The organism is Neobacillus sp. GCM10023253 (genome assembly GCF_042653105.1).
GTDB classification, from domain to species: Bacteria; Bacillota; Bacilli; order Bacillales; family Cytobacillaceae; genus Neobacillus; species Neobacillus citreus.
Genome location: NZ_JBHSHV010000007.1, coordinates 64,951 through 88,968, shown reverse-complemented (window position 1 = coordinate 88,968; position 24,018 = coordinate 64,951). Strand labels below are relative to the sequence as shown.

The 24,018-nt window shown below is 43.2% G+C and carries 15 protein-coding genes, 17 tRNA genes and 3 rRNA genes; all 35 read left to right on the top strand.

What is annotated here, in order from left to right:
* A 23S ribosomal RNA gene (locus ACFPA1_RS10580) occupies nucleotides 1-83 on the top strand; the annotation flags it as partial.
* Between the two features lie 236 nt (nucleotides 84-319).
* Nucleotides 320-436, top strand: a 5S ribosomal RNA gene (rrf, locus tag ACFPA1_RS10575).
* 120 nt (nucleotides 437-556) lie between these two features.
* Nucleotides 557-647: transfer RNA gene (locus ACFPA1_RS10570), tRNA-Ser, on the top strand.
* Between the two features lie 19 nt (nucleotides 648-666).
* A tRNA-Glu gene (locus ACFPA1_RS10565) sits at nucleotides 667-741 on the top strand.
* Nucleotides 742-748: 7 nt separating this feature from the next.
* Nucleotides 749-824: transfer RNA gene (locus ACFPA1_RS10560), tRNA-Val, on the top strand.
* Nucleotides 825-829: 5 nt separating this feature from the next.
* Nucleotides 830-905 (top strand) — tRNA-Thr (locus ACFPA1_RS10555).
* Nucleotides 906-926: 21 nt separating this feature from the next.
* Nucleotides 927-1,011 (top strand) — tRNA-Leu (locus tag ACFPA1_RS10550).
* Between the two features lie 56 nt (nucleotides 1,012-1,067).
* Nucleotides 1,068-1,144 (top strand) — tRNA-Arg (locus ACFPA1_RS10545).
* Between the two features lie 19 nt (nucleotides 1,145-1,163).
* Nucleotides 1,164-1,240, top strand: a tRNA-Pro gene (locus tag ACFPA1_RS10540).
* 10 nt (nucleotides 1,241-1,250) lie between these two features.
* Nucleotides 1,251-1,326 (top strand) — tRNA-Ala (locus ACFPA1_RS10535).
* A 22-nt stretch (nucleotides 1,327-1,348) separates the two neighbouring features.
* Nucleotides 1,349-1,425, top strand: a tRNA-Met gene (locus ACFPA1_RS10530).
* 12 nt (nucleotides 1,426-1,437) lie between these two features.
* Nucleotides 1,438-1,530: transfer RNA gene (locus ACFPA1_RS10525), tRNA-Ser, on the top strand.
* A gap of 122 nt (nucleotides 1,531-1,652) precedes the next feature.
* Nucleotides 1,653-1,719 (top strand) — tRNA-Met (locus tag ACFPA1_RS10520).
* A gap of 82 nt (nucleotides 1,720-1,801) precedes the next feature.
* Nucleotides 1,802-1,877, top strand: a tRNA-His gene (locus ACFPA1_RS10515).
* A 6-nt stretch (nucleotides 1,878-1,883) separates the two neighbouring features.
* Nucleotides 1,884-1,957: transfer RNA gene (locus ACFPA1_RS10510), tRNA-Gly, on the top strand.
* Between the two features lie 4 nt (nucleotides 1,958-1,961).
* Nucleotides 1,962-2,036 (top strand) — tRNA-Gln (locus tag ACFPA1_RS10505).
* A gap of 4 nt (nucleotides 2,037-2,040) precedes the next feature.
* A tRNA-Gly gene (locus ACFPA1_RS10500) sits at nucleotides 2,041-2,115 on the top strand.
* 7 nt (nucleotides 2,116-2,122) lie between these two features.
* Nucleotides 2,123-2,196: transfer RNA gene (locus ACFPA1_RS10495), tRNA-Cys, on the top strand.
* Between the two features lie 6 nt (nucleotides 2,197-2,202).
* A tRNA-Leu gene (locus ACFPA1_RS10490) sits at nucleotides 2,203-2,284 on the top strand.
* Between the two features lie 20 nt (nucleotides 2,285-2,304).
* Nucleotides 2,305-2,421: ribosomal RNA gene (rrf, locus tag ACFPA1_RS10485) — 5S ribosomal RNA — on the top strand.
* A gap of 492 nt (nucleotides 2,422-2,913) precedes the next feature.
* Complete coding sequence (locus ACFPA1_RS10480) at nucleotides 2,914-3,603, top strand: FadR/GntR family transcriptional regulator (RefSeq protein WP_378582641.1); 690 nt, start codon at nucleotides 2,914-2,916, stop codon at nucleotides 3,601-3,603.
* Nucleotides 3,604-3,689: 86 nt separating this feature from the next.
* Nucleotides 3,690-5,000: an FAD-binding oxidoreductase gene (locus ACFPA1_RS10475; protein WP_378582639.1), complete on the top strand. Its 1,311-nt coding sequence runs from the start codon at nucleotides 3,690-3,692 to the stop codon at nucleotides 4,998-5,000.
* Between the two features lie 2 nt (nucleotides 5,001-5,002).
* Nucleotides 5,003-6,355 (top strand): (Fe-S)-binding protein, encoded by a 1,353-nt coding sequence (locus tag ACFPA1_RS10470; RefSeq protein ID WP_378582646.1) that lies wholly within the window; start codon nucleotides 5,003-5,005, stop codon nucleotides 6,353-6,355.
* Nucleotides 6,355-7,821: an FAD-linked oxidase C-terminal domain-containing protein gene (locus ACFPA1_RS10465; protein ID WP_378582637.1), complete on the top strand. Its 1,467-nt coding sequence runs from the start codon at nucleotides 6,355-6,357 to the stop codon at nucleotides 7,819-7,821. The genes ACFPA1_RS10470 and ACFPA1_RS10465 overlap by 1 nt, the downstream gene beginning before the upstream one ends.
* A gap of 86 nt (nucleotides 7,822-7,907) precedes the next feature.
* Entirely contained in the window at nucleotides 7,908-10,088 is a 2,181-nt protein-coding gene (locus ACFPA1_RS10460; protein ID WP_378582634.1) for a malate synthase G, read from the top strand.
* A gap of 165 nt (nucleotides 10,089-10,253) precedes the next feature.
* Nucleotides 10,254-11,474, top strand: a complete 1,221-nt coding sequence (locus ACFPA1_RS10455; protein WP_378582632.1) for an NAD(P)-dependent malic enzyme — start codon at nucleotides 10,254-10,256, stop codon at nucleotides 11,472-11,474.
* Nucleotides 11,471-12,250 (top strand): fumarylacetoacetate hydrolase family protein, encoded by a 780-nt coding sequence (locus ACFPA1_RS10450; RefSeq protein ID WP_213139847.1) that lies wholly within the window; start codon nucleotides 11,471-11,473, stop codon nucleotides 12,248-12,250. Before ACFPA1_RS10455 ends, ACFPA1_RS10450 begins: the two co-directional genes overlap by 4 nt.
* 75 nt (nucleotides 12,251-12,325) lie before the next feature.
* Nucleotides 12,326-13,102: an IclR family transcriptional regulator gene (locus tag ACFPA1_RS10445; protein ID WP_213139848.1), complete on the top strand. Its 777-nt coding sequence runs from the start codon at nucleotides 12,326-12,328 to the stop codon at nucleotides 13,100-13,102.
* Between the two features lie 390 nt (nucleotides 13,103-13,492).
* Complete coding sequence (locus ACFPA1_RS10440) at nucleotides 13,493-15,187, top strand: L-lactate permease (RefSeq protein ID WP_378582629.1); 1,695 nt, start codon at nucleotides 13,493-13,495, stop codon at nucleotides 15,185-15,187.
* Between the two features lie 401 nt (nucleotides 15,188-15,588).
* Nucleotides 15,589-18,258 (top strand): response regulator, encoded by a 2,670-nt coding sequence (locus ACFPA1_RS10435; protein WP_378582628.1) that lies wholly within the window; start codon nucleotides 15,589-15,591, stop codon nucleotides 18,256-18,258.
* 17 nt (nucleotides 18,259-18,275) lie between these two features.
* Nucleotides 18,276-19,121, top strand: coding sequence for a CheR family methyltransferase (locus ACFPA1_RS10430; protein WP_213139850.1), 846 nt, complete (start codon nucleotides 18,276-18,278; stop codon nucleotides 19,119-19,121).
* Complete coding sequence (locus tag ACFPA1_RS10425) at nucleotides 19,090-21,066, top strand: PAS domain S-box protein (RefSeq protein ID WP_213141218.1); 1,977 nt, start codon at nucleotides 19,090-19,092, stop codon at nucleotides 21,064-21,066. The genes ACFPA1_RS10430 and ACFPA1_RS10425 overlap by 32 nt, the downstream gene beginning before the upstream one ends.
* An 86-nt stretch (nucleotides 21,067-21,152) precedes the next feature.
* Nucleotides 21,153-22,076, top strand: a complete 924-nt coding sequence (locus tag ACFPA1_RS10420; protein WP_378582625.1) for a VOC family protein — start codon at nucleotides 21,153-21,155, stop codon at nucleotides 22,074-22,076.
* 135 nt (nucleotides 22,077-22,211) lie between these two features.
* A complete protein-coding gene (locus tag ACFPA1_RS10415) occupies nucleotides 22,212-23,336 on the top strand; it encodes an NADH-dependent flavin oxidoreductase (protein ID WP_378582623.1) in 1,125 nt (374 codons plus the stop codon).
* A 166-nt stretch (nucleotides 23,337-23,502) separates the two neighbouring features.
* The gene (locus tag ACFPA1_RS10410; protein ID WP_378582621.1) at nucleotides 23,503-23,967 is read left to right on the top strand and encodes a hypothetical protein; all 465 of its coding nucleotides are present in this window, start codon (nucleotides 23,503-23,505) and stop codon (nucleotides 23,965-23,967) included.
* Nucleotides 23,968-24,018 lie beyond the last annotated feature (51 nt).

Sequence of the window (24,018 nt, the reverse complement as noted above, 5' to 3'; positions counted from 1 at the left end):
AGATGATCAGGTTGATAGGTCAGAGGTGGAAGCGCGGTGACGTGTGGAGCTGACTGATACTAATCGATCGAGGACTTAACCAAAATCGAAAAGCGGAAGCGGCCGGTTAGCAACGTATGGCCTGGAGGGCTTTGACCGAGATAAAGGAAACACGATGAGCGAAGCGAATCGATGTTGACTTATCGTAGGGAAAAGACCGAAGGACACTAGTTGCTGGACGCTGGAGCTAGACAATCATCAATGTAAAATGGCAACTCGTTCTTATACACTTCTTCTACGTTATCTAGTTTTGAGGGAATGAAACCTCTAATTCAATAGGTCCGGTAGCAATGGCGAGAAGGTCACACCCGTTCCCATCCCGAACACGGAAGTTAAGCTTCTCAGCGCCGATGGTAGTTGGGACGCAAGTCCCTGTGAGAGTAGGACGCTGCCGGGCTAAGACAGAAATTTTACTTTCTGTCTTTTTTCTTCCCCCATAATGAATTTGGAAGAAATTAGTCATTGTTAAGAAAGTAGAGATGTGCGAAGATATTTACTGTCGTTTCTTTCATATTATGGAGAGCTGTCCGAGTGGCCGAAGGAGCACGATTGGAAATCGTGTATACGTTAACCGCGTATCAAGGGTTCAAATCCCTTGCTCTCCGCCATAATAAAATTTTTCTAAATGGCCCCTTGGTCAAGCGGTTAAGACACCGCCCTTTCACGGCGGTAACACGGGTTCGAATCCCGTAGGGGTCACCACATAAATGGAGGATTAGCTCAGCTGGGAGAGCATCTGCCTTACAAGCAGAGGGTCGGCGGTTCGATCCCGTCATCCTCCACCATATATGCCGGCTTAGCTCAATTGGTAGAGCAACTGACTTGTAATCAGTAGGTTGAGGGTTCAAGTCCTTTAGCCGGCACCACTTCAAATAATTACTTCTTTTGCGGGTGTGGCGGAATTGGCAGACGCACCAGACTTAGGATCTGGCGCCTTCGGGCGTGGGGGTTCGACTCCCTTCACCCGCACCATTTATTTGCGGAGGTAGTTCAGTGGTAGGCTCCAATTTTTCAAAATAACAAATAATGCGCCCGTAGCTCAATTGGATAGAGCGTCTGACTACGGATCAGAAGGTTATGGGTTCGACTCCTGTCGGGCGCGCCATATAAATTATCAACACTACCGGGAAATAGCTCAGCTTGGTAGAGCACTTGGTTTGGGACCAAGGGGTCGCAGGTTCGAATCCTGTTTTCCCGACCATTGTTTATTTGGGGCCTTAGCTCAGCTGGGAGAGCGCCTGCTTTGCACGCAGGAGGTCAGCGGTTCGATCCCGCTAGGCTCCACCATTGAATATTATAAATGAATGTTGGCGGTGTAGCTCAGCTGGCTAGAGCGTACGGTTCATACCCGTAAGGTCGGGGGTTCGATCCCCTCCGCCGCTACCAAATATGTTTTACGGAGGAATACCCAAGTCCGGCTGAAGGGATCGGTCTTGAAAACCGACAGGCGGGTTAAACCGCGCGGGGGTTCGAATCCCGCTTCCTCCGCCATAAGACTGTTATTTATTTAGAGTGTATCAATTGAACTCTTTCTTGAATATGCTTTTGAAGATTAATACAGTCAGGCGTTAGCTTTTAGCATGGCGTAAACTTAATACTTTCTTATTATCGCGGGGTGGAGCAGTCCGGTAGCTCGTCGGGCTCATAACCCGAAGGTCACAGGTTCAAATCCTGTNCTCAGTCGGTAGAGCAAAGGACTGAAAATCCTTGTGTCGGCGGTTCGATTCCGTCCTGAGCCACCTTTATTTTTAAAAACATCACGGCGGTTGTGGCGAAGTGGTTAACGCATCGGATTGTGGTTCCGACATTCGTGGGTTCGATTCCCATCAGCCGCCCCATCTATTGCGGGTGTAGTTTAGTGGTAAAACCACAGCCTTCCAAGCTGTTGTTGTGGGTTCGATTCCCATCACCCGCTCCATTATTGGGCTATAGCCAAGCGGTAAGGCAACGGACTTTGACTCCGTCATTCGTAGGTTCAAATCCTGCTAGCCCAGCCAATATGCGGAAGTAGTTCAGTGGTAGAACACCACCTTGCCAAGGTGGGGGTCGCGGGTTCGAATCCCGTCTTCCGCTCCAAAAATATGGCGGCATAGCCAAGTGGTAAGGCACAGGTCTGCAACACCTTTACCACCGGTTCGAATCCGGTTGCCGCCTCCAAATCATGCCGGTGTGGCGGAATTGGCAGACGCGCACGACTCAAAATCGTGTTCCGTGAGGAGTGTCGGTTCGACCCCGACCACCGGTATTATTCCCAAATAAAACATGTCTGGTAGCAATGGCGAGAAGGTCACACCCGTTCCCATCCCGAACACGGAAGTTAAGCTTCTCAGCGCCAATGGTAGTTGGGGCAAAAGCCCCTGTGAGAGTAGGACGCTGCCGGGCAAACAAAAAGACAACCTGAAATGGTTGTCTTTTTTTGTGAAGTAAAGCGTAATGACTGAAATTTTGATGCAGTAATATCGTCCAAGATCACTTGGAAATACTCTCTACCAAGGGTTTTTAAAAAGTCTGAAGTACTTGATGTGCAGTCTTCGGACAAAATTGGGTGAAAAAGGGGTGGAAGCGTCCGAACTTGTGCAACCTTCGGACAAAATCGCTTAAAAAAGAATCGGAACTGTCCGAACCTTCTTAGTCTTGAGCCGTCTCCGCCCATCATTTGAGGCAATAGAACCGTCCCCGTGCTTCATTTCTTTTTTTGTTGGCAATTTATTCAGTAATGATGCATGAGAACCGTCCCTATGCATCATTACTGAATTTTATAAAAAAATAATTTATTCAGAAAATTAATTGAACTTTTTTGTTAAAGATGGTTTAATATAGGTAATCGTTGTCACTTGTCAGATATGTGATATCTGAAAGGAAGGGGGGAGATGTTTGCATATACAAAAGATCTCGACTAAGAAAGTGTCCGATTCTGTTGCTGAGCAAATCGAGGAGATGATTAGATCCGGTACGTTTCAGGTGGGAGAAAAGCTTCCTTCGGTCAGGGAACTATGTGAAATGTTTGGTGTTGGCCGTTCCGCAGTCCGTGATGCTATTACGACTTTAAAAGGTAAAGGTATTGTCGATGTAAAGCAAGGAGAAGGAACATATATTTTGGAATTTGACTCAACGAGACTCTTCAACAGTCATTTGCTGCTTACCCAACCAAGAGATATCAGTCAACTTTATCAGGTTAGAAAGATCTTAGAACCAGGGATTGCTGAACTTGCCGCTATACATAGAAAAGAAGAAGATCTGCAGTTAATGGCAGAAATCTTCGCCAATCCAACTATGAATGGGTGGGATTCAGATTATCTGTTACATACAGCCATTGCCAAAGCGGCAGGAAATGAAATCATTATTCAACTTTTAGAATTTATCTCAACAACGATGAAGAACGCCATGATTGATTTTCACCACTATATTAAGAAAAACCCAACCACTGCTCAGATGATGGAAATACAACATTTTAAAATCTATGAATCCATTAAGCTAGGAAAACCTGAGAATGCGAAACAGACGATGATGGAACACTTGGATTACGTCGAGAAAGAGCTTTTGAACAGTCTTGTCTTACAGTAGGCTAAGCTGACCGACAAAGTGATTTCATTTTTTTTAAGAAATAGCAGAAACTAAGTTGCTTATTATGCAACTAGGAGGTGTTGGTAGTGATTACCACAGAACTTTTAACAGAGTTACAGGCCATTTTATCACCAGAGCGAGTCATCGAAGGTGATAAAAACCATCCGCTGGGAAATAGCGGCACAGTCAAGGTGTTTCCGCAAACAGAAGAAGAAATAGCAAGCATTCTTAAATTTGCCAATGATAATGGTAAAAAGGTAAACGTAGAAGGCAATGGAACCAAAAAGGGATTTGGCGGTTTAACCCAAACAGCCGATATTTTACTTTCGCTATCAAACTATAAGGGTATTGTAGAACATGTCGTCGGCGATATGACGTTAACTGTTAAGGCCGGTACCAATTTCAAGGAATTGCAGGAGTATTTGGCACAGTTTAAGCAAAAAATTTCACTCGATCCTTATTGCCCAGAATCTGCAACGATTGGGGGGATTATCGCAGCGAATGATAGCGGCCCCAAAAGATTGGGTTATGGCTCTTCAAGAGATGTTGTCATTGGGCTAAGAATCGTTTATCCAGATGGTAAAGTGATTCGTTCAGGCGGAAGAGTGGTCAAAAACGTCGCCGGTTATGATATGAATAAATTGTTTATCGGTTCGATGGGTACGTTGGGTGTGGTATCTGAAGTAACCGTAAAGCTTCGCCCTCTGCCTAAATATGAAAGTTTGAATTTAGTATTATTCCCACAAGGAAATATGGAAGAAATCAGGGCGTTTGCTACCAAGCTTCTAGATTCTACGATGGAACCCGTAACGCTGGAATTGCTTAGTCCGGCGTTGTCAGAAAGATTGATTGGTCAAAGCTGTTACACAATCGCGGTTGGTCTTGAGGATGTTGAAACATCGGTACGCTATCAAGAGAGCTTTATCCAAAGCATTCAGCCGGCCCATTCAGAATTGAAAGTTCTTTCTCAACAAGAAGCGCAGTCTTTTTGGAACAAATTTTACACACTTTCACCAAACTCCTCCACAGATTCAACACAGGCTTCTTTGAAAATTGGTGTCATTAACATGGATGTATCGCACGTCGTAAAAGAAAGTCATCTCCTTATTGATTCTCACAACTTAGATGTCGAAGCGCATGGCGGATTAGGCCATGGCCTATGTCAAATTAACCTTAGCGGTTCAAAGGACGATATCATTTCAGCCATTCAGCAAACAAGAGAATTGTCCACAAAACTTGGCGGGTACACCGTCATTAATCATTTACCTTTTGCCTTAAGACAGGAAGTTGACACCTGGGGTAAAAAGCCATCACATTTCTTCCTATTAGAAGGGATCAAATCCAAGGTTGACCCAAATAGAGTTCTTAATCCTAAACGATTTGTGGGAGGGATTTAATGATGAGTCTTATAGAAGCAGATTTAAAGAAAGACCCAGCATGCACAACTAGTTTAAGCAATTATCTGCCTAAGGATCACCCAGATGAAAGCAAATGGGCAGATTGTGTACATTGTGGTATGTGTTTGGAATCATGCCCAACTTATGAAATTACTGGTCAGGAGCAGCACTCCCCGCGCGGCCGCGTCCATTTGATAAAATCGGTGGCGGAAGGGCGGCTCACGCTCAATGAACAGTTTATGGATCCTGTTTTCGCTTGTCTTGACTGCCGTGCTTGTACAACTGCCTGTCCAGCGGATGTGGAAGTCGGCGGACTGATTGAAGAGGCCCGCGGCCAGATTCGCCAAGCAATGCCGTTAACAGGCGTAAAAGGTGCGGTAAGCAAGGCGTTCCTGCAGGGATTATTCCCGCATCAAAATCGCCTCAATAAACTTGGAAGCCTGCTGCGATTCTATCAAAAGAGCGGTATGCAAAAGGTTGTAAGAAAGTCAAAGCTGATTAATATCATGCCGCAGCATCTTGTCGATATGGAAGCGATCATGCCCGAGGTGAAAGAGCCTGTTCGAAAAAAATACAAAGATGTCAATGTCATTAAGTCCAAAGGGGAAACAAAGCGCGAGGTGGCATTCTTAACAGGCTGTGTGATGGACGTGATGTTCAGTGATATTAATGAAGCAACGATTAACGTATTAACCCGTAACGGGAATGACGTAACGATTCCGAAGAACCAAACCTGCTGCGGAGCACTGCATGTCCATGCGGGGGACCGTGATATGGGAAGAAAACTGGCAAAACAAAATATCGAGGCATTTAAGGATTCTGATAAGGTGATTGTCAATGCAGCTGGCTGTGGCTGTGCCTTAAAGGAATATCCTGAGTTATTCCGGGATGATCCTGAATGGCATGAAAAGGCGGAAGAGTTTTCTGCGAAGGTAGAGGACATTTCGAAACACCTTTATGATACAGGCTACGAAATACCAAAAGCGGAATTAAAAACTCGGATTACTTATCACGATGCCTGCCATTTGGCGCATGGACAGGGAATTCGTCAGGAACCGCGCGACCTGTTGCTCAACATTCCTGGAGTCGAAATGGTTCATATGCCAAATTCGGACCGCTGCTGCGGCAGTGCGGGAATCTACAATATTACAAATCCGGAAATGGCTTCTGCCGTCCTTGAAAACAAAATGCAAAATGTCCCTGAAGATGTCGAAATGATTTCGATGGGGAACCCAGGATGTATGCTCCAGATGGCGATGGGCGTACAAAAGCAGGGACGGAATCAAAAAATTGTCCACACAGTTCAGCTGCTCGATTGGGCTTACCAAAAAGAAGACGGCAAGGGGGAACTCTAATGGCGGTCAAGGGAATCAAATCAACCGATCGGCATATTTTAAATCTTGCAAATATCGTAGGAGACGCCCGGTCGATTATTTACAATAAGGAAGATCTCATCGCATATGACTGTGATGGCTTCACATTACACCGGCATTTGCCCAAAGCCGTTGTATTCCCGAATAACACCGCGGAAGTGGCTGCCCTAGTTAAATATTGCGCAGAAAATCAGCTGCCATTCCTCGCACGTGGTGCAGGAACAGGCTTAAGTGGCGGCGCTATCCCATTAAATGGTGAGGTCATTATTAGCTTAGTTCGAATGAAAAAGCTGTTAAGTGTTGACTTTGAGAATCGCCGCGCTGTGGTTCAACCGGGCTTCGTCAATTTAAAGCTGACGAACTCCATTTCTGATAAGGGCTACTATTATGCGCCAGATCCATCCAGTCAGTATTGCTGTACAATCGGTGGAAATGTTGCGGAAAATGCCGGAGGTGCTCACTGTTTAAAATATGGGGTAACAACCAACCATATCCTTGGTCTTGAAGTTGTTTTACCAAACGGTGAGATTGTTGAAATTGGAGCCAACGGCATTCCTGATGAGCCGGGCTATGATCTACTTGGGCTATTAACAGGGTCTGAAGGAACATTAGGGATTGTTACCAAAATTACGGTCCGTATCCTAAAAAACCCTGAATCAAAGAAAACGGTGCTGGCTTATTTTGATAAAGTGGAAGACGGCTCACAGGCTGTTTCCGATATTGTTTCTGCCGGGATTGTACCAGCCGCCCTAGAAATGATGGACAAAACAGCGATTGAAGGGGTAGAGGCAGCCGCCTTCCCAGTCGGGCATCCAAAGGATATCGAAGCCGTGCTTCTGATTGAAGTAGATGGCATTGAAGCTGGTTTGGATGAGCAAATTAATCAAATTCTAGATGTCTGCAAAAAAAGGAACGTACGTGAGGTCAGAGCAGCAAAGGATGAGGCGGAACGCGGCAGATGGTGGGCGAACCGGAAAACAGGTTTCGGTGCTATGGGCGCGATCTCTCCTGATTATTTAGTACAGGATGGCGTTATCCCTCGCAGCAAACTGCCGGAAGTTCTAAATAGAATTAACAAAATTAGTGAAGAATCCGGACTCCGGATTGCGAATATTTTTCATGCGGGAGATGGAAACTTGCACCCGTTAGTTCTTTTTGATGCCAGAATTCCCGGGCAAAGTGAAAAGGCTTTGGTAGCCGGAAGTGCCTGTTTGCAGGCTTGTGCAGATGTGGGCGGTACTATCACCGGTGAGCACGGCGTCGGAATTGAGAAAAGAGAAGAAATGCGCTTCGTCTTCACTGATGAAGAAATTATCGCACAAACAGATGTTCGAGAGGTCTTCAATCCTGATAATCTATTAAATGCCGGCAAACTATTCCCGATGCCGGGGCGATGCGTAGAAATTAAGAGGGATCTAAAAGAAAAGGAAACTGCTATTACATCCTAATTTTAACGGCATGGAAGTTCCCGTTCAATTCATTAACATATTTTTCGAAACTATTACTTTTACCAAATCAAGGGAGGAACATCATCATGACTAATTATGTAAAAAAGGGAAATCTACAAGTGGCCCAGGAACTCTATGAATTTATTAACTCAGAAGCACTTCCGGAAAGCGGATTGACTGCCGATCAGTTTTGGTCCGGTTTTGAAGCGTTAATCAGCGACTTAACGCCTAAAAACAAGGAGCTGCTGGCAGTTCGTGATGATATTCAAAACAAACTGAACACATGGTATCGCGAAAATAATGAGAACTTTGATTTCGAAGCATATAAGTCATTTTTAACCGAAATTGGCTACCTTGAACCGGAGGTAGAAGATTTTGAGATTACAACTGAAAATGTGGACGATGAAATCGCTGTTCAAGCCGGACCGCAGTTAGTTGTACCAGTTAATAATGCCCGCTATGCGATTAATGCTGCCAACGCCCGTTGGGGAAGCCTTTATGATGCACTTTATGGAACGGATGCTATCAGCGAAGAAGCTGGTGCCAGCCGTGAGGGAGGTTACAATCCTGTACGCGGTGCAAAGGTCATCGAATTTGCCAGGAATTTTCTTGACCAAGCGGCTTCATTACAAGGAGCATCGCATAAGGAAGCGATTTCCTATACCGTAGCAGATGGTAAACTACAGGTTGCATTAAATAATGGAACAACGACGGGGTTACAAGATGAAGCAAAGTTTGTCGGCTATCAGGGAACACAGGAAGATCCATCCGCCATTCTTTTAAAAAATAATGGACTTCATTTTGAAATCCAAATCGACCGAAATCATCCGATAGGCAGTACGGATGCGGCTGGCGTGAAGGATGTGATCCTTGAATCGGCGATTACGACCATTATGGACTGCGAAGATTCTGTAGCGGCCGTAGATGCTGAAGACAAAGTGCTCGTCTATCGCAACTGGTTAGGCCTTATGAAAGGTACACTTTCAGCTACTTTTGAAAAAGGCAATAAAACGATGACACGGACACTCAATCCGGATCGCAGCTACCTGTCTCCGGCCGAAGAGGAATTCACTTTAAATGGACGTTCCTTGCTATTTGTCCGCAATGTCGGACATTTAATGACTAATAGTGCCATTCTTGACGCAAATGGTGAGGAAATTCAGGAAGGTATTTTGGATGCCGTTCTGACCAGCCTTATTGCCAAACATACACTCTTAGGCAATGGTCCATTCCAAAACACGGAGAAGGGTTCAGTCTACATTGTAAAGCCAAAAATGCATGGTTCAGAAGAGGTTGCTTTTGCCAATCAGCTATTTGACCGCGTGGAAGATTTGCTTGGAATTGAGCGCAATACTTTAAAAATCGGTGTTATGGATGAAGAACGCAGAACCACTTTGAACTTGAAGGCATGCATCAAACAGGTAAAAGACCGGATTGTGTTTATTAATACCGGGTTCCTTGACAGAACAGGCGATGAAATTCATTCTTCCATGGAAGCTGGTCCAATGGTTCGTAAAAATGATATGAAATCATCCAAATGGCTCCAGGGCTATGAACAATCCAATGTGATTGCCGGACTTTCAAGCGGATTCATGGGCCGTGCACAGGTCGGCAAAGGCATGTGGGCTATGCCGGATTTAATGGCAGAAATGCTAAAGCAAAAAATCGGTCATGTAAAAACGGGAGCCACTACAGCTTGGGTGCCATCTCCAACTGCTGCGATATTGCATGCACTGCATTACCATGAAGTAGATGTAAAAGAAGTACAGAATGAAATGCTTCGTCAAACTGGAGACTTCCAAGATGATATCTTACAAGTTCCTGTTGCAAAGAACCCATTCTGGACTCCTGAAGAAATCCAGGCAGAGCTTGACAACAACTGCCAAACCCTTTTAGGCTATGTTGTCCGCTGGGTAGATCAGGGGGTTGGCTGTTCAAAAGTACTAGATATCAATGACGTGGGGTTAATGGAAGACAGAGCTACATTGCGAATTTCCAGCCAGCATTTGGCAAACTGGCTTCACCATGGTATTTGTACGAAAGAGCAAATTCTTGAAACATTGCAGCGCATGGCCAAGGTTGTTGATAAGCAAAATGCAGGAGATCAGATGTATCACAACATGGCTCCGAACTATGACGACTCCGTTGCCTTCCAGGCTGCTTGCGACTTGATTTTTGAAGGCTATGACCAGCCAAATGGCTATACCGAGCCAATCCTGCATCGCAGACGGATTGAAGCAAAGGCTAAGTTCGCAGTGAAACAATAATCGATTGGAATAGATGAATTCCGGGGCATTCTTGTAATGAGAATGCCTTGGAAAAAAGTAAACAGTATAAATTATTCGTTGAAATGAGAGACTGCACCGAGCCTAAGACCGCCATTTTCAACATCACTCATATTTTTTTTATAAAATAAATGGAGGTTTGAGGCTATGCAAAACCTAAGGGAGAGTTCGCTGGAACTTCACAAGCAGTCAAAAGGGAAAATAAATATCAATGTTAAGGTTCCGGTGGAAAATGCATATGATTTAAGTTTGGCTTATTCACCGGGGGTGGCAGAGCCCTGTAAAGAGATCTATCTGAACCCTGAAAAAATCTATGACTATACGATTAAAGGAAATCTTGTTGCGGTCGTATCCGATGGATCAGCCGTACTAGGCCTTGGGAATATTGGTCCAGCTGCCGCAATGCCCGTTATGGAAGGTAAAGCCGCATTATTTAAGGCTTTCGCTGATGTGGATGCATTTCCAATCTGTTTGAATACGAATGATGCGGAGCAAATTATCCAAACGGTAAAATTACTGGAACCAACATTTGGCGGCATCAATTTGGAGGACATCGCAGCACCGAATTGTTTCATTATAGAAGAAAGACTTAAAAAAGAAATGAACATCCCTGTTTTTCATGATGATCAGCATGGAACGGCAATTGTCACGGCAGCTGGATTAATTAACGCTTTAAAGGTAGTTGGCAAACGTCTTGAAGATACGAGAGTAGTAGTCAATGGCGCAGGTGCGGCGGGAATTGCCATTACAAAATTGCTGTTGAGAATGGGAGTATGTGACATCATTTTGTGTGACACAAAAGGTGCAATCTATGAGGGACGCCTAACAGGAATGAATTCGATGAAAGAGTCGATTGCTATGCTGACAAATAAAAGCCATATTCAAGGAGATTTAACAGAAGTGATTAAAGGGGTAGATGTGTTCATCGGTGTATCTGCCGCTGGAGCAGTCACACAAGAGATGGTCATGACCATGAACGAGGATGCGATTATTTTTGCCATGGCAAACCCAATCCCTGAAATTATGCCAGGAGAGGCAATGGAAGCTGGAGCGGCAGTGGTAGGTACAGGACGCTCCGATTTACCGAATCAGGTGAATAATGTTCTTGCATTCCCAGGTATTTTTAAAGGGGCGCTGAAGGTCCATGCTTCTGAAATAAATGAAGAAATGAAGCTGGCTGCCGTTTATGCCATTGCCAACTTAATCACGCAGGAAGAACTTTCCCGCGAATATGTGATTCCACATCCTTTTGATAAAAGAGTGACAGAAGCAGTAACCGCTGCAGTTGCGGAGGCTGCCATTAATACAGGAGTCGCACGAAAGAAAATGGAACAAGAAAAAACTGTTGGAGAGGAAGTATCACAATGAAATTTACTAGATTTACACAAGGTTCAACTGTTTATACAGGTGTGATAAAAGATAGCAACATCCAGGAAATTAAAGGTGATATGTTTGGAGAATGGGAGTTTACTGGGAACAGTTTCTCTGTAGCTGACGTAAAATTGCTGGCGCCACTTGAACCGAACCACATCATAGGAATCGGCGCAAACTATGTTTCTAAGCTTGAAGACCTGCCTTCCGAGCTTCCGGAAATTCCAGTTTTCTTCTTTAAACCAACCTCATCCGTTATTGGTCCGGAGGATGAAATTATCATTCCAGAGGGAATTGAACAGGTAAAGTTCGAATCTGAGTTAGCCATTGTCATTGGTAAAGAAGCTAAAAACGTTCCTGAATCAGAGGTGTTGGATTATGTATTCGGCTATACGGTTGGAAACGACGTAACAGCCCCTCAATTTTTCCATCAGGACGGGCATTGGACAATTGGAAAGTCTTTTGATACCTTCACACCGCTCGGGCCTGTGATCGAAACAGAACTGGATCCATTCGCTGTAAAGGTTGAAGCAAACCTGAACGGTGTGGAGAAACAAAATAGTGCTACGGAATTAATGATTATTCCGATCCGAAAAATGGTATCTTATTTGACAAAAGTGATGACTCTTAAGCCGGGAGATGTGATTTTGACAGGCAGTCCGCTTGGAGCTGAGCTGGTTGGTGCCGGAGATACAATTGAATGTGAAATTAAAGAAATTGGGACATTGCGTAATACATTTGTATTGGCAAAAGAATCCGTTAAATCTAATTAAATCCCTAACAATGGCCGGTAAAAGATTTATGCTTTCATGTAACCTATTAGGGACAGTATTTTGAGGTGAGCAATTATGGATAGAGAGAATATGGTCAAATCTGTAAGCAGGGCGTTGGATATTATTCATTTGGTGAGTTTAAAAAAGGGCGGATTAGGTGTGACAGAGATTGCTAAACAAATGGATATCAACAAAAGCTCTGTTTACCGCATCCTATCAACATTTGTCCAGTATGGTTATATCGAGCAAGATGAAGTTACCGGCCGCTATAAACTGGGTTATAAATTCTTGGATATCAGTTCAAAGCTGCTTGAATCCATTGATCTAAGGGCTGAGGCAAAGCCATTCTTAAAACAATTGGAAAGCGAAAGCAATGAAGTTATCCATCTTGTTGTTTATGATCAAGGGGAAGTCGTTTATATCGAGAAATTAGAAGGTACTGAAACGTTACGATTGCATTCCAAAGTAGGCAAAAGGGCTCCCATGCATTGTACATCCGTTGGTAAAGCCATCCTTGCTTTTCAACCTACTGATGTTGTACTGGATATACTTGAGCGAAAAGGCATGCCGATGCACACAGATAAAACAATTACCAATAAAGAAGACTTTTTACGGGAATTGGCGAACGTAAAACGGAAGGGTTACGCACTTGATTTAGAAGAAAATGAATATGGAATTACATGCATTGCTGTACCAATCTTTGATTATACGGGAAAAGTTGTTGCGGCAGCCAGCCTCTCTGGACCAACGATACGGATGACGGATGACCGATTAAAACGACTTGAAGCACGAATGCTGCACATAGCAAAACAAATATCAACACGACTGGGTTTTGAAAATAGAGTTAGCTAAGAATATTTGACTAGTATAAATGATATACTGGTCAAATATTATTTTTGGATATTTTTAATTCCAATTTTCTAAAAATTATTGTAATTCAGATAAAAATCCGTATAATAAAAGAGTGATCGAAACATGTTATATAACATATGAATTATTGTTGTATAACATGTTTCGTCCTTAGCAACAAATTTAAGGGTTGTTTCTTATTACGAAACGAAGAGGGGTGAAAGTTTTAAAAAAAATTAAAGTCTGATATAACAGCGTTTCGCAGTCACTTACATATTAATCAGTCATCATAGAAATCTATTGATTTATCCATCAGAACTATTCATTTCTAGTTCTGAAAAGGGATAAGACCGATACATGAAAATTTTAATTTTTTTATGATGGGGGATTACTATGACATTTACACAAAATTTTACGGCGGTGGGGGATAGTCTCGCCTTATCCGCTTTGGTAGCTCTTATACCAATTTTATATTTTTTCTGGGCTTTAGCCATAAAACGCATGAAAGGCTATTTAGCTGGTTTAACAACACTACTAATTGCTTTAATACTTGCAGTAGTTGCATTTAAAATGCCTGCCGGTATGGCGGTCATGTCTGCCACGCAGGGTGCCGTATATGGAATATTGCCTATAGGCTGGATCATTATCACATCTGTATTCCTCTACAAATTAACCGTCAAGACTGGCCAATTCGATATTATCCGCCATTCGGTCGTTTCACTTACCGAGGACAGACGTCTTCAAGCACTTTTGGTAGCGTTCTCATTTGGAGCATTCCTTGAAGGAGCTGCCGGTTTTGGCGCTCCGGTTGCCATCTCAGCAGCGCTTCTTGTGGGTCTTGGATTTAATCCTCTTTACGCTGCTGGCCTGTGTTTAATAGCCAATACAGCGCCTGTTGCCTTTGGTGCAATCGGAACTCCAATCATTGCCGTCGAAGGACCAACTGGGATATCAGCATTGGAAATTTCCAAAATGGTCGGACGTCAGTTGCCGTTCTTATCATTATTCGTTCCGTTTTATTTAGTTGTTATTATGGCAGGGTTTAAGAAAGCAGTAGAAATCTTACCGGCCATTTTCATCACAGGGTTCACTTTTGCAGTAACTCAATACTTAAGCTCCAACTTCCTTGGTCCAGAACTTCCCGATATTTTATCTGCACTAGTGTCATTGTTTGCCCTAGCAATTTTCTTAAAATTTTGGAAACCAAAAACTATTTTCCGCTTTTCATCTGAGCAAGAACTGGCTGCATCTGTTGCTGCTAAAGTATCCAATAGTCAGCAAGTAAAATACTCAGGTGGGCAAATTTTTAAAGCTTGGTCACCATTCCTTGTATTGACTGCATTTATTACGATTTGGGGAATCCCAACAGTCAAATTGGCTTTGACGGGTCATTATGAAGGAACAAACGCTATTTTGAAAGCGGTAAATGCTCTTGGACATGCGTTAACACTGATGCCTGAAGTTCCATTATTAAACAACCAAGTCATTAATTCTGCCGGTGCTCCGGTTGCGGCCATTTATAAGCTGGAAATCTTGGGTGCAGCTGGTACATCAGTCATTATTGCCGCCATTGTCACCAAGTTTATCGTTAAAATTTCTTGGAAAGAATGGGTTGCAACCTTTGGGGAAACTCTCAACGAACTAAAGTTCCCTATCATTACAATCGCTTCAGTTGTAGGGTATGCCTATGTAACTAACTCATCGGGGATGAGTACGACATTAGGAATGACGCTCGCAAAAACAGGTTCCCTATTTGCCTTTTTCTCTCCAGTCCTTGGATGGTTAGGCGTGTTTATCACTGGATCAGATACATCATCGAACCTTTTGTTTGGTGCAATGCAAAAGGTGACAGCACTGAACCTTGGTATGGATCCGGTATTAGCAGTCGCTGCAAACTCTTCGGGTGGGGTTACTGGAAAAATGATTTCACCACAATCGATTGCTGTAGCGTGTGCAGCTGTAGGCCTGGCAGGAAAAGAGGCCGACTTGTTCCGCTTTACGGTTAAACACAGTATTGTTTTGGTCTTTATTGTCTGTATCATGACATTCCTGCAAAATAGCAGTGTATTAGGTTGGATGGTTCCATAAAATAGAATCCAATCCGTTTCGGTTAAGGTCAGCCAAATTTTAGGCTGGCCTTTTTGTGATACCTGGTGAAGGTACAGTGCCTTGGGCGGTGTGTTTTTTAATTTGCTAGAAAAAGGGGATTAGATAACCTAAAATTGGTAGGATTTGAACTAGTTATTGGAAGATCTGCGGTTGGCTTTTATCGACAAGTTTCAAAACAGAATGCCATCTCTATTTGTCATAAAAATTATTTTTCGAGCTTTGTCGAAAAAACAAATTTTCTTAAAAATTTTTGTTAAAATAATTTGGATAAGTCTGATTTTTATTCTAGTAAGTTTCAATAGGTTAATTGTAAACTAGAGTATATATATGAAATGGTTTTCAGCATTAAACAAACTTGGCAGAGCGGTGAAAAAATAATTATGAAATTTAAAACAAAATTGTATTTAGGGTTTGGCTTATTGATTTTCCTGTTTATTGTTTTTTTATTATTCTTAATGATGCTGATGAATCAGTTGAACACGAATATGAAGAATGCCGTTGACAACTACGAACTGGCAAAGACTGCCTACAAGATCCAAGATTCCCTCAATTGGTATCGCAGTGATTCCAAGGGCATTTTGGCGAATCCGCCAGCTGACCTGTTAAAAGAATTTCAAGATCATAAGGAACAAAGTTACTTGAATGCCAATCAAGCGATTGAGACTCTCCGTAAGCTCGACAAACGCGAAAAATCTCAGAAAGTCATCGCTGAGTTACAATCATTAAGTATTCAGCTCCGTGCTATGGAGGCAAAGACCAATAAGTTAATGGAACAAAACAAAGACGAAGAAGCAAGGAACCTATTTTGGTATGATACGTGGGATGTCATTGATAAAATGACAAGTGATGCCAATTACTTACAGACCATTCAGGAGGATGGAGTCCAAAGTGAATTTGAGCTGTCGAACAATACCACCTCCACCGCCTACAAATTCATATTTGGCTATGCTGTCGCCGTTCTCATCTTGGGCGGAGCGATCACATTCTTTATCCTAAGGAGTATGTCTAAAAATTTAAATAATGTCATGTCCGTTTTCACAAGCGCCGCCTTTGGCAAGGGGGACCATCTGCCGCGGATCAAAGTGAAAACAAAGGATGAAATTGGGAAAATCTCAATCGCTTATAATGAAATGGCCCAGGTGCTTGAGAAACATCATAAACAAGAAAAAGAATTAAAAATTGCAGCTGAGGAACAAAGCTGGTTAAATACGAAGATTGCGGAAATTGCCACGATGTACCCCGGCATTAACAACCTTAATGAATTAGCTCAGCTTTTTATTACAAGGTTGGCGCCTATTGTCGGGGCAAGCTACGGGCTTATTTATATGAAGGAAGACAGCGTATTTCGAAGGTATGGGTCATATGCCGGTCAGGAGGAGCCTGTTGGGCGGGAAAGTTTCTCTGTGGGTGAAGGGCTAGTCGGTCAATGTGCGCTTGACAGAAGGCCGATATCGCTTGAAGACATACCCGATAATTATATCAAAATTTCATCCGGCACTGGCGAAGCGTCCCCAAACAGCATCCTTGTCATTCCTGCTGAATATCAGGGAGAAGTGCTTGCTGTCATTGAACTCGCTTCATTTAAACCATTCGCTCGGCTTGAACAGGTACTCCTTGAGGAAGTTGTCAGCCATCTTGGGATCAACATAAAGAGTATCCAAAGGCATATGCGGGTGGAAGAATTGCTCCAGGAATCACAAACCCTGACCGAAGAGCTGCAAAGTCAGTCCGAAGAACTGCAATTGCAGCAGGAAGAATTACGGACCGTCAATGAACAGCTTGAAGAGCAGTTCAAAAGCTCCGAGAAAAAAACGCATGAACTTGAAAAAATTAAAAATATGCTTGAGGAGAAGGCTCAGCAATTAATGATGAGTTCCCAATATAAATCCGAGTTTCTTGCCAATATGTCACACGAGCTGCGGACACCGCTGAACAGCTTGTTGATTCTGGCACAAATGCTTTCAGAAAACAGCGCTCAAAACCTAACCCCAAAGCAGGTTGAATATGCAAAAACAATCCTTTCCTCTGGACATGACCTGCTGCGGTTAATCAATGATGTCCTTGATATCTCTAAAATTGAGGCTGGTAAGATGGAGATTTACCTAGAGAAAACAGAGATTCAAGAAATAAAGGCATCACTCGAGTCACAATTTTTCCCGCTGGCACGGCAAAAGGGACTCGACTTTTCGATTCAGCTTGACCGTTTTTTACCGGGTCTAATCCATACAGATCCACAGCGGCTCCAGCAAATTCTTACCAATTTGCTATCAAATGCCTTCAAATTTACAGAAAAGGGCCGGATTTTGCTGCGGATTGAGAAAGCAAAGCAAACTGTTTTTTCAGAGGAAAAGGGAAATAATCAAGTCGAAACCATGATTGCTTTTTCAGTGAGAGATACAGGGATTGGCATTTCACTAGAGAATCAGAAGTTAATTTTTGAGGCCTTTCAACAAGCCGATGGAACGACAAGCCGCAAATATGGCGGCACTGGCCTGGGGCTATCGATCAGCCGCGAACTGGCTCAGCTTTTAGGCGGCTATTTGACGGTTGACAGCAAAATCGGCGAAGGCAGCACGTTTACATTATACATTCCTGGTTTGGCATATGAACCAGCACGGCTTGAGGCGGCCGTCACGGTTGAAGAATCAAAGCCGGCTAGTTTTACCGGGGAATCGCTTGAAGGAAAAAAAATCCTGATTGTCGACGATGATATGCGCAATATTTTTGCTTTAACAACAGCACTTGAAAGCTATTTTGTTGACGTCGTTTTTGCGGAAAATGGCAGGGAAGGCATCGATGTCCTGCAAAAAAATCCGGATATTGACCTCGTGTTGATGGACATTATGATGCCGGAAATGGATGGGTTTGAAGCGATTCGCGCTATCCGCCAGATGCCTGAATATATGAATCTTCCTATCATTGCCCTGACCGCAAAAGCAATGAAAAGTGATCGAAAAAAATGCATCGAAGCCGGGGCATCTGATTATATCAGCAAACCCGTGCATATAGAGCAACTTATTTCCATTATGCGAGTTTGGCTATATCGATAAGAAAGGTTTAATTATAAATGGAAAAATTAATATCATTCGACAAGAGTGAAATTGAAAAGATTGAAATGAACCTGCTGCTAGAGGGGATTTATCGCTTATATGGGGTTGATTTCCGTAATTATTCTGCCCCGTTTGTGAAGCGGCGAACTGAACATCGGATCCGGACGGAGAAGCTCTCAGGAATCTCTGACCTCCAGCAAAAGATTCTCTACGACCCGCTGTTGATGCGTCGCTTATTTAACGATTTTTCAATAAATGTGACGGAAATGTTCCGCGACCCTTCGTTTTTTCTAGCATTTCGGACAAAGGTTGTTCCGCTCTTGCGCAATTATCCAACGATTCGGATTTGGCATGTCGGCTGTGCAACTGGTGAAGAGGTCCTGTCGATGGCGATTCTCCTGCATGAGGAAGGCCTTTATAAAAAAACTAGACTTTATGCCACCGATATTAGCGAGGCGGCCCTGGACCAGGCCAAAAAAGCGATGATGCCCTTGAACAAAATGAAAAATTATACGAAAAACTACCTTGAGGCAGGCGGGACAAGTGCTTTTTCCGAATATTATGTTGCCCGGGAGTCATGCGCCGCCTTCCATTCTTTTCTTACGGAAAATGTAGTGTTTGCGCAGCATAATTTAGCCACCGACCAATCGTTTAATGAATTTCATGTCATCATTTGCCGGAATGTCATGATCTATTTTAATAAATCGCTGCAAAATCGTGTGCTGCACCTGCTGCATGAAAGTCTGTCTGCATCCGGATTCCTTGGCTTGGGAAGTAAGGAAGGAATCCAGTTTACCGATATCGCAAATTATTATGAGGAAGTCGATTCTGATGAGAAACTCTACCGTAAAATCCATTCATAATATCCATCCTGTGGATCCAATCAATATTTTAATGGTCGATGACCGCCCGGAAAACCTGCTCGCTTTAGAGGCAGTTTTAGCATCGCCCCATTATCGTTTAGTGAAGGCAGGCTCGGGTGAGGAAGCGCTAAAATGTGTACTGAGGCAGAATTTTGCCGTCATTTTGCTGGATGTGCAAATGCCAGGCTTGAACGGTTTTGAAACGGCAAAATTGATTAAGGCGCGGGAAAAATCAAAGTTTGTTCCAATTATTTTTATCACGGCTATCAGTCAAACGACCGAGCATGTCCTAAAGGGATATAATTTAGGGGCAGTTGATTATATTTTTAAGCCGTTCCATCCGGAGACATTAAAGTTAAAGGTGCAGGAGTTTGTCAAAATCCATCAAAATCAGGATCGTAAGGAAATCGAGCGGAAGCAAGAGCTTCTTCATGTAAACGCAAAGCTGAACAAGACGACCCTTGATTTGCAAAAAAAAGAAGAATTGGCCCGGGTGATTGAAGAAACACTGATTGACACGATTATTACGTTTGACCAGGAAGGGTCGATAATCTCGGTCAATCCTGCAGCCCAAAAATTATTTGGCTATTCAATGGGGGATTTTTTGGGACTTAAAATGGAGGACCTTTTTGTGAAAATGTGGGATCAAAATGGATCCTCCATCGGGAAAATGCTTGAGGCTGTTGCCAAGCATAAAAACGAAAATCACTTTCCTGTCGAGCTGCAAATCGGTGAGGCTGTTATCCATAATGAGCATTTCTACGTTTGTTCGCTGCGCGATATTACCGAGCGGAAGCAGCAATACGAGCTGCTCGAGAAGCTGGTGGAAGAGAGGACGAATGAACTTGTCATTGCCAACGAAAAGCTGCGTAAAGAAATAGAGGTACGGATGCAATTTGAAGAAGAGCTGCGGAAGGAAATTGAAGTCCGAAAACAATTTTCTGAAGACCTGCGCCTGTCGCAGGAGCATTTTTATAAAATTTTTCAATCAAGTCCCTGCCTGATTGAAATTCGTTCATTGACTGACAACAGGTACCTGGACGTCAATGCAAGCTGGCTCAAATTTACCGGTTATTCCTTAGTAGAGGTCATCGGCCGGCAACCGGCGATTTTACCTGCCTGCCACAAGGAATCCTCGCAAAATGAAAAGATTCATTACCTAACAAAATCAGGAGAGAAGCGGCAGGGATTGTTGGCAACTGAAATCATTGAGGTGAAAGGTGAAAGCTGCATTCTCAGCGTGATAACTGATGTAACCGAGCTTGAACAATTGGGAGCGAAAATAGCGCGCCTAGACCGCCTCAATTTAATTGGTGAAATGGCGGCGGGAATTGCCCATGAAATTAGGAATCCGATGACCACCGTCAAAGGGTTTTTGGAGCTTTCAAAGAAAAGCATCGACAATCTATCCGTTCAATATATTGATTTAATGCTGTCCGAACTGGACCGGGCCAATTCAATTATTTCCGAATTTCTTAATTTAGCGAAAAACAAGCAATCGTATAAAAAATCTCAGTGGTTGAATCCGATTATTGAGGGGCTTTATCCTTTGATCAAAGCCGAAGCGCTGCTGACGGATAAAACGGTCTCCTTGCTGTTATCGGAAGTCCCGATGCTTTATCTTGATGAAAAAGAAATTAGCCAACTAATTCTTAATCTTTCCCTGAATGGGCTCGAGTCGATGGCAGCCGGCGGGGAATTGACAATTAAAACTTATCTTGACGGGCAGGATGTAGTGCTGGAAATCCAAGACCAAGGCTCCGGTATCGAACCTGAACTGATCGAAATGATCGGGACACCGTTTTTCACTACCAAAGATTCCGGGACTGGCCTGGGCCTGCCCATCTGCTATAGTGTCGCCGAGCGTCATGGAGCCGTTATCGATATGCAAACAAGCACTGAAGGAACAACCTTTCTTGTACGTTTTCGGGAAAGGGATTTCTAGAAAAAAATTATATTTTTGTTTTTTTAAAATTTTGATACAAAAGAACCATCCCCATGCATCCGTAAGAGAATAAAGGAGGAAGAGATTTGACAAAAACAAATCAAAAAATTGTTCCGCATTTATGGTATGACAAGGAGGCAAAAGATGCAGCCGAGTTTTACGTTAACATATTCCCGGACTCGAAAATTACAGATGTGACAACCATTCACGACACACCCTCAGGTGACTCCGATATAGTCTCATTTGAGCTATGGGGCCAGAAGTTCGCGGCTATCAGCGCAGGACCTTTTTTCAAGATCAATCCGTCGATCTCTTTTATGGTAAATTTTGATCCATCACGAGATAAAGACGCGAGGGAAAAAATAGATGAAGTTTGGAACAGATTATCCGAAGGCGGCACAGCGTTAATGCCGCTTGATAAGTATCCGTTCAGTGAGAGGTATGGCTGGATTCAGGATAAGTTTGGTTTGACATGGCAGTTAATCCTAACCAATCCAGAAGGTGAAGAGCGGCCTCCATTAATTCCATCACTTTTGTTTGTCAGTGATCAATGCGGTAACGCGGAAGAGGCGATTAATTTTTATTTATCAGTTTTTAAGGACGCGAAGCAGGGACTGATCGCCCGCTATCCTAAAGGAATGGAACCTGACAAAGAAGGAACAGTTATGTTCAGTGAATTCATGCTTGAAGATCAGTGGTTTACCGCAATGGATAGTGCCCACGATCATAAATTCAGTTTTAACGAGGCAATCTCATTTATGGTATACTGCGACACACAAGAAGAGATTGATTACTACTGGGAGAAGCTCTCTAAGGTTCCTGAAGCAGAACAATGCGGCTGGCTGAAAGACCAGTATGGTATATCCTGGCAAATTGTGCCTAGGGAGATGGACGAGATGATGAGCAAAAGTACACCTGATCAACTTGCACGCGTAACGAAAGCATTTCTAAAAATGAAGAAATTTGATCTTGAGGAATTACGGAAAGCATACAAGGGATCATGGGAATAGAGCCCAAATGATATAAAAATAAATGAAGTAGAATTCGGAGTGTTGGTTCGATCCACGAGAACCGTCCCCATGCATCACTTGACTTTGTTAGGGAAAAGTATGGATGAAAAGAATTTCATTTTGGGGGATCTTGCATTGAATTCTAAATTTAAAGCTTTGTTTGAGTCGTTTACTTTACCATGTGGTGTTGAATTGAAAAACCGGATAGTGATGGCACCGATGACTAATTTTTCATCGAACGAGGATGGGACAGTTTCGGATTCCGAAGTTAAATATTATGCAAGGCGGTCTGGCGGTGTAGGAATGGTGGTCACTGCTTGTACATATGTGACTGCAAATGGTAAGGGGTTTAATGGAGAATTTGGCGCTGATTCTGATGAATTAGTCCCCAGTTTACGGCAACTGGCCATAGGTATTAAAGAGCAGGGTGCTAAATCTGTATTGCAAATTTTCCATGGCGGGAGGCAAGTTCCTCCTCAATTAGTGCCAAATGGTGATGTTGTTAGTGCCAGTGCCATTCCGTCTGAAGGGGCAGGGAAGCCTGTTCCTAGAGAACTGCCGGAAGAAGAAATTGAAGCGATTATTAAAGCTTTTGGAGAAACAACTAGAAGGGCCATTGAAGCAGGCTATGATGGTGTTGAAATCCACGGGGCAAATGGCTATCTTATTCAACAATTCTTTTCTCCGCATTCCAATCGCCGGGATGATCGATGGGGCGGCAGCATTGAAAAGAGATTGACCTTTCCACTGGCAATTGTCGATGAAGTGAAAAGGATTGTTGCCGAAAATACAAATGAACCTTTTATTGTGGGCTACCGCTTTTCTCCGGAAGAACCAGAAACACCTGGGATTACGATGGCAGATACTTTGGTGCTAATCGATGCGCTGGCTGACAAGAACCTTGATTACCTCCATGTTTCATTAAATGATTTCTGGTCAAAGCCAAAAAGAGGCGTGGACGATTCCCGGGCACGAATCGAAATTATACAGGAACGCGTTGGAAGTAAGGTACCTGTAATCGGTGTTGGCTCACTTTATTCTGCAGACGATGTCCTCAGGGCAAAGGAGACGGGGATACCACTTATTGCAATGGGTCGGGAATTAATCATTGAACCAGATTGGGTTCAAAAGGTTGCAGAAGGCAAGGAAGATGAAATCGCAACTAAAATTGACAAAGGAAAGCAGCAGGAATTAATGGTTCCTGACCCATTGTGGCAGGCTATCATCCATACTCCGGGCTGGTTTCCGGGAATTGAATAGAAATAGATAAAGTAAAATGATGCATGGGAATGATGCATGGGGACGGTTCTCATGCATCATTTATTTTATGAATGAGGCAAAAGAACCGTCCCCATGCTTCTTCTTAGCCCGGTTTACGCATATAATGAGTGGGAATGGACTCATCATTAAACAGGAGGGGATGATGATGAAATTTACGGTTCAATATATTCCGCTTGATAAAATCAAGCCGGACTTTTCGGCGAAGATGACGGAGCACATGAAGAGGCTGCAAAGATTTATGTGGGATTGCATGTTTGTTCTGGTTGTCAGAAAAAGCAGAACAGATGGCAGTTATATCATTGTCAGCGGCCAGGAGCGATTCGAAAGCCTTAAGAAACATACAAAAAGTATTTACGCGCCGTGTATTGTAGACAAAAGTACTTCCTCTGATATTAAATCGTGGTTTCATCGCTTGCTTAAAAAGCAGCCCCTAGATGATTTTCCTTTCACGCCAAAAAGCTGGTCGATTGTCCGCTCCTTTCTAAAAAAAGAACCTCGTTTCAAGCAACTAACCCGCTCCCAACAAATCAGAGTCCTTATCTTGGCTGTAAAGTACAAAAAAACCGTAGTTTACTCAATGAGAACCATGGTTGATGAAATCTTAAAATGATGCATGGGGACGGTTCTCTTGCCTCAATTTTCTTCAAGTGAGGCATAAGAA

Bases quoted from the DNA above. Each gene is read 5' to 3' on its own strand.
- ACFPA1_RS10435 (WP_378582628.1), top strand. From the start codon at position 15,589: ATGAAATTTAAAACAAAATTGTATTTAGGGTTTGGCTTATTGATTTTC.
- ACFPA1_RS10430 (WP_213139850.1), top strand. From the start codon at position 18,276: ATGGAAAAATTAATATCATTCGACAAGAGTGAAATTGAAAAGATTGAA.
- ACFPA1_RS10460 (WP_378582634.1), top strand. From the start codon at position 7,908: ATGACTAATTATGTAAAAAAGGGAAATCTACAAGTGGCCCAGGAACTC.
- ACFPA1_RS10425 (WP_213141218.1), top strand. From the start codon at position 19,090: ATGAGAAACTCTACCGTAAAATCCATTCATAATATCCATCCTGTGGAT.
- ACFPA1_RS10450 (WP_213139847.1), top strand. From the start codon at position 11,471: ATGAAATTTACTAGATTTACACAAGGTTCAACTGTTTATACAGGTGTG.
- ACFPA1_RS10465 (WP_378582637.1), top strand. From the start codon at position 6,355: ATGGCGGTCAAGGGAATCAAATCAACCGATCGGCATATTTTAAATCTT.
- ACFPA1_RS10455 (WP_378582632.1), top strand. From the start codon at position 10,254: ATGCAAAACCTAAGGGAGAGTTCGCTGGAACTTCACAAGCAGTCAAAA.
- ACFPA1_RS10440 (WP_378582629.1), top strand. From the start codon at position 13,493: ATGACATTTACACAAAATTTTACGGCGGTGGGGGATAGTCTCGCCTTA.
- ACFPA1_RS10470 (WP_378582646.1), top strand. From the start codon at position 5,003: ATGAGTCTTATAGAAGCAGATTTAAAGAAAGACCCAGCATGCACAACT.
- ACFPA1_RS10410 (WP_378582621.1), top strand. From the start codon at position 23,503: ATGAAATTTACGGTTCAATATATTCCGCTTGATAAAATCAAGCCGGAC.
- ACFPA1_RS10445 (WP_213139848.1), top strand. From the start codon at position 12,326: ATGGATAGAGAGAATATGGTCAAATCTGTAAGCAGGGCGTTGGATATT.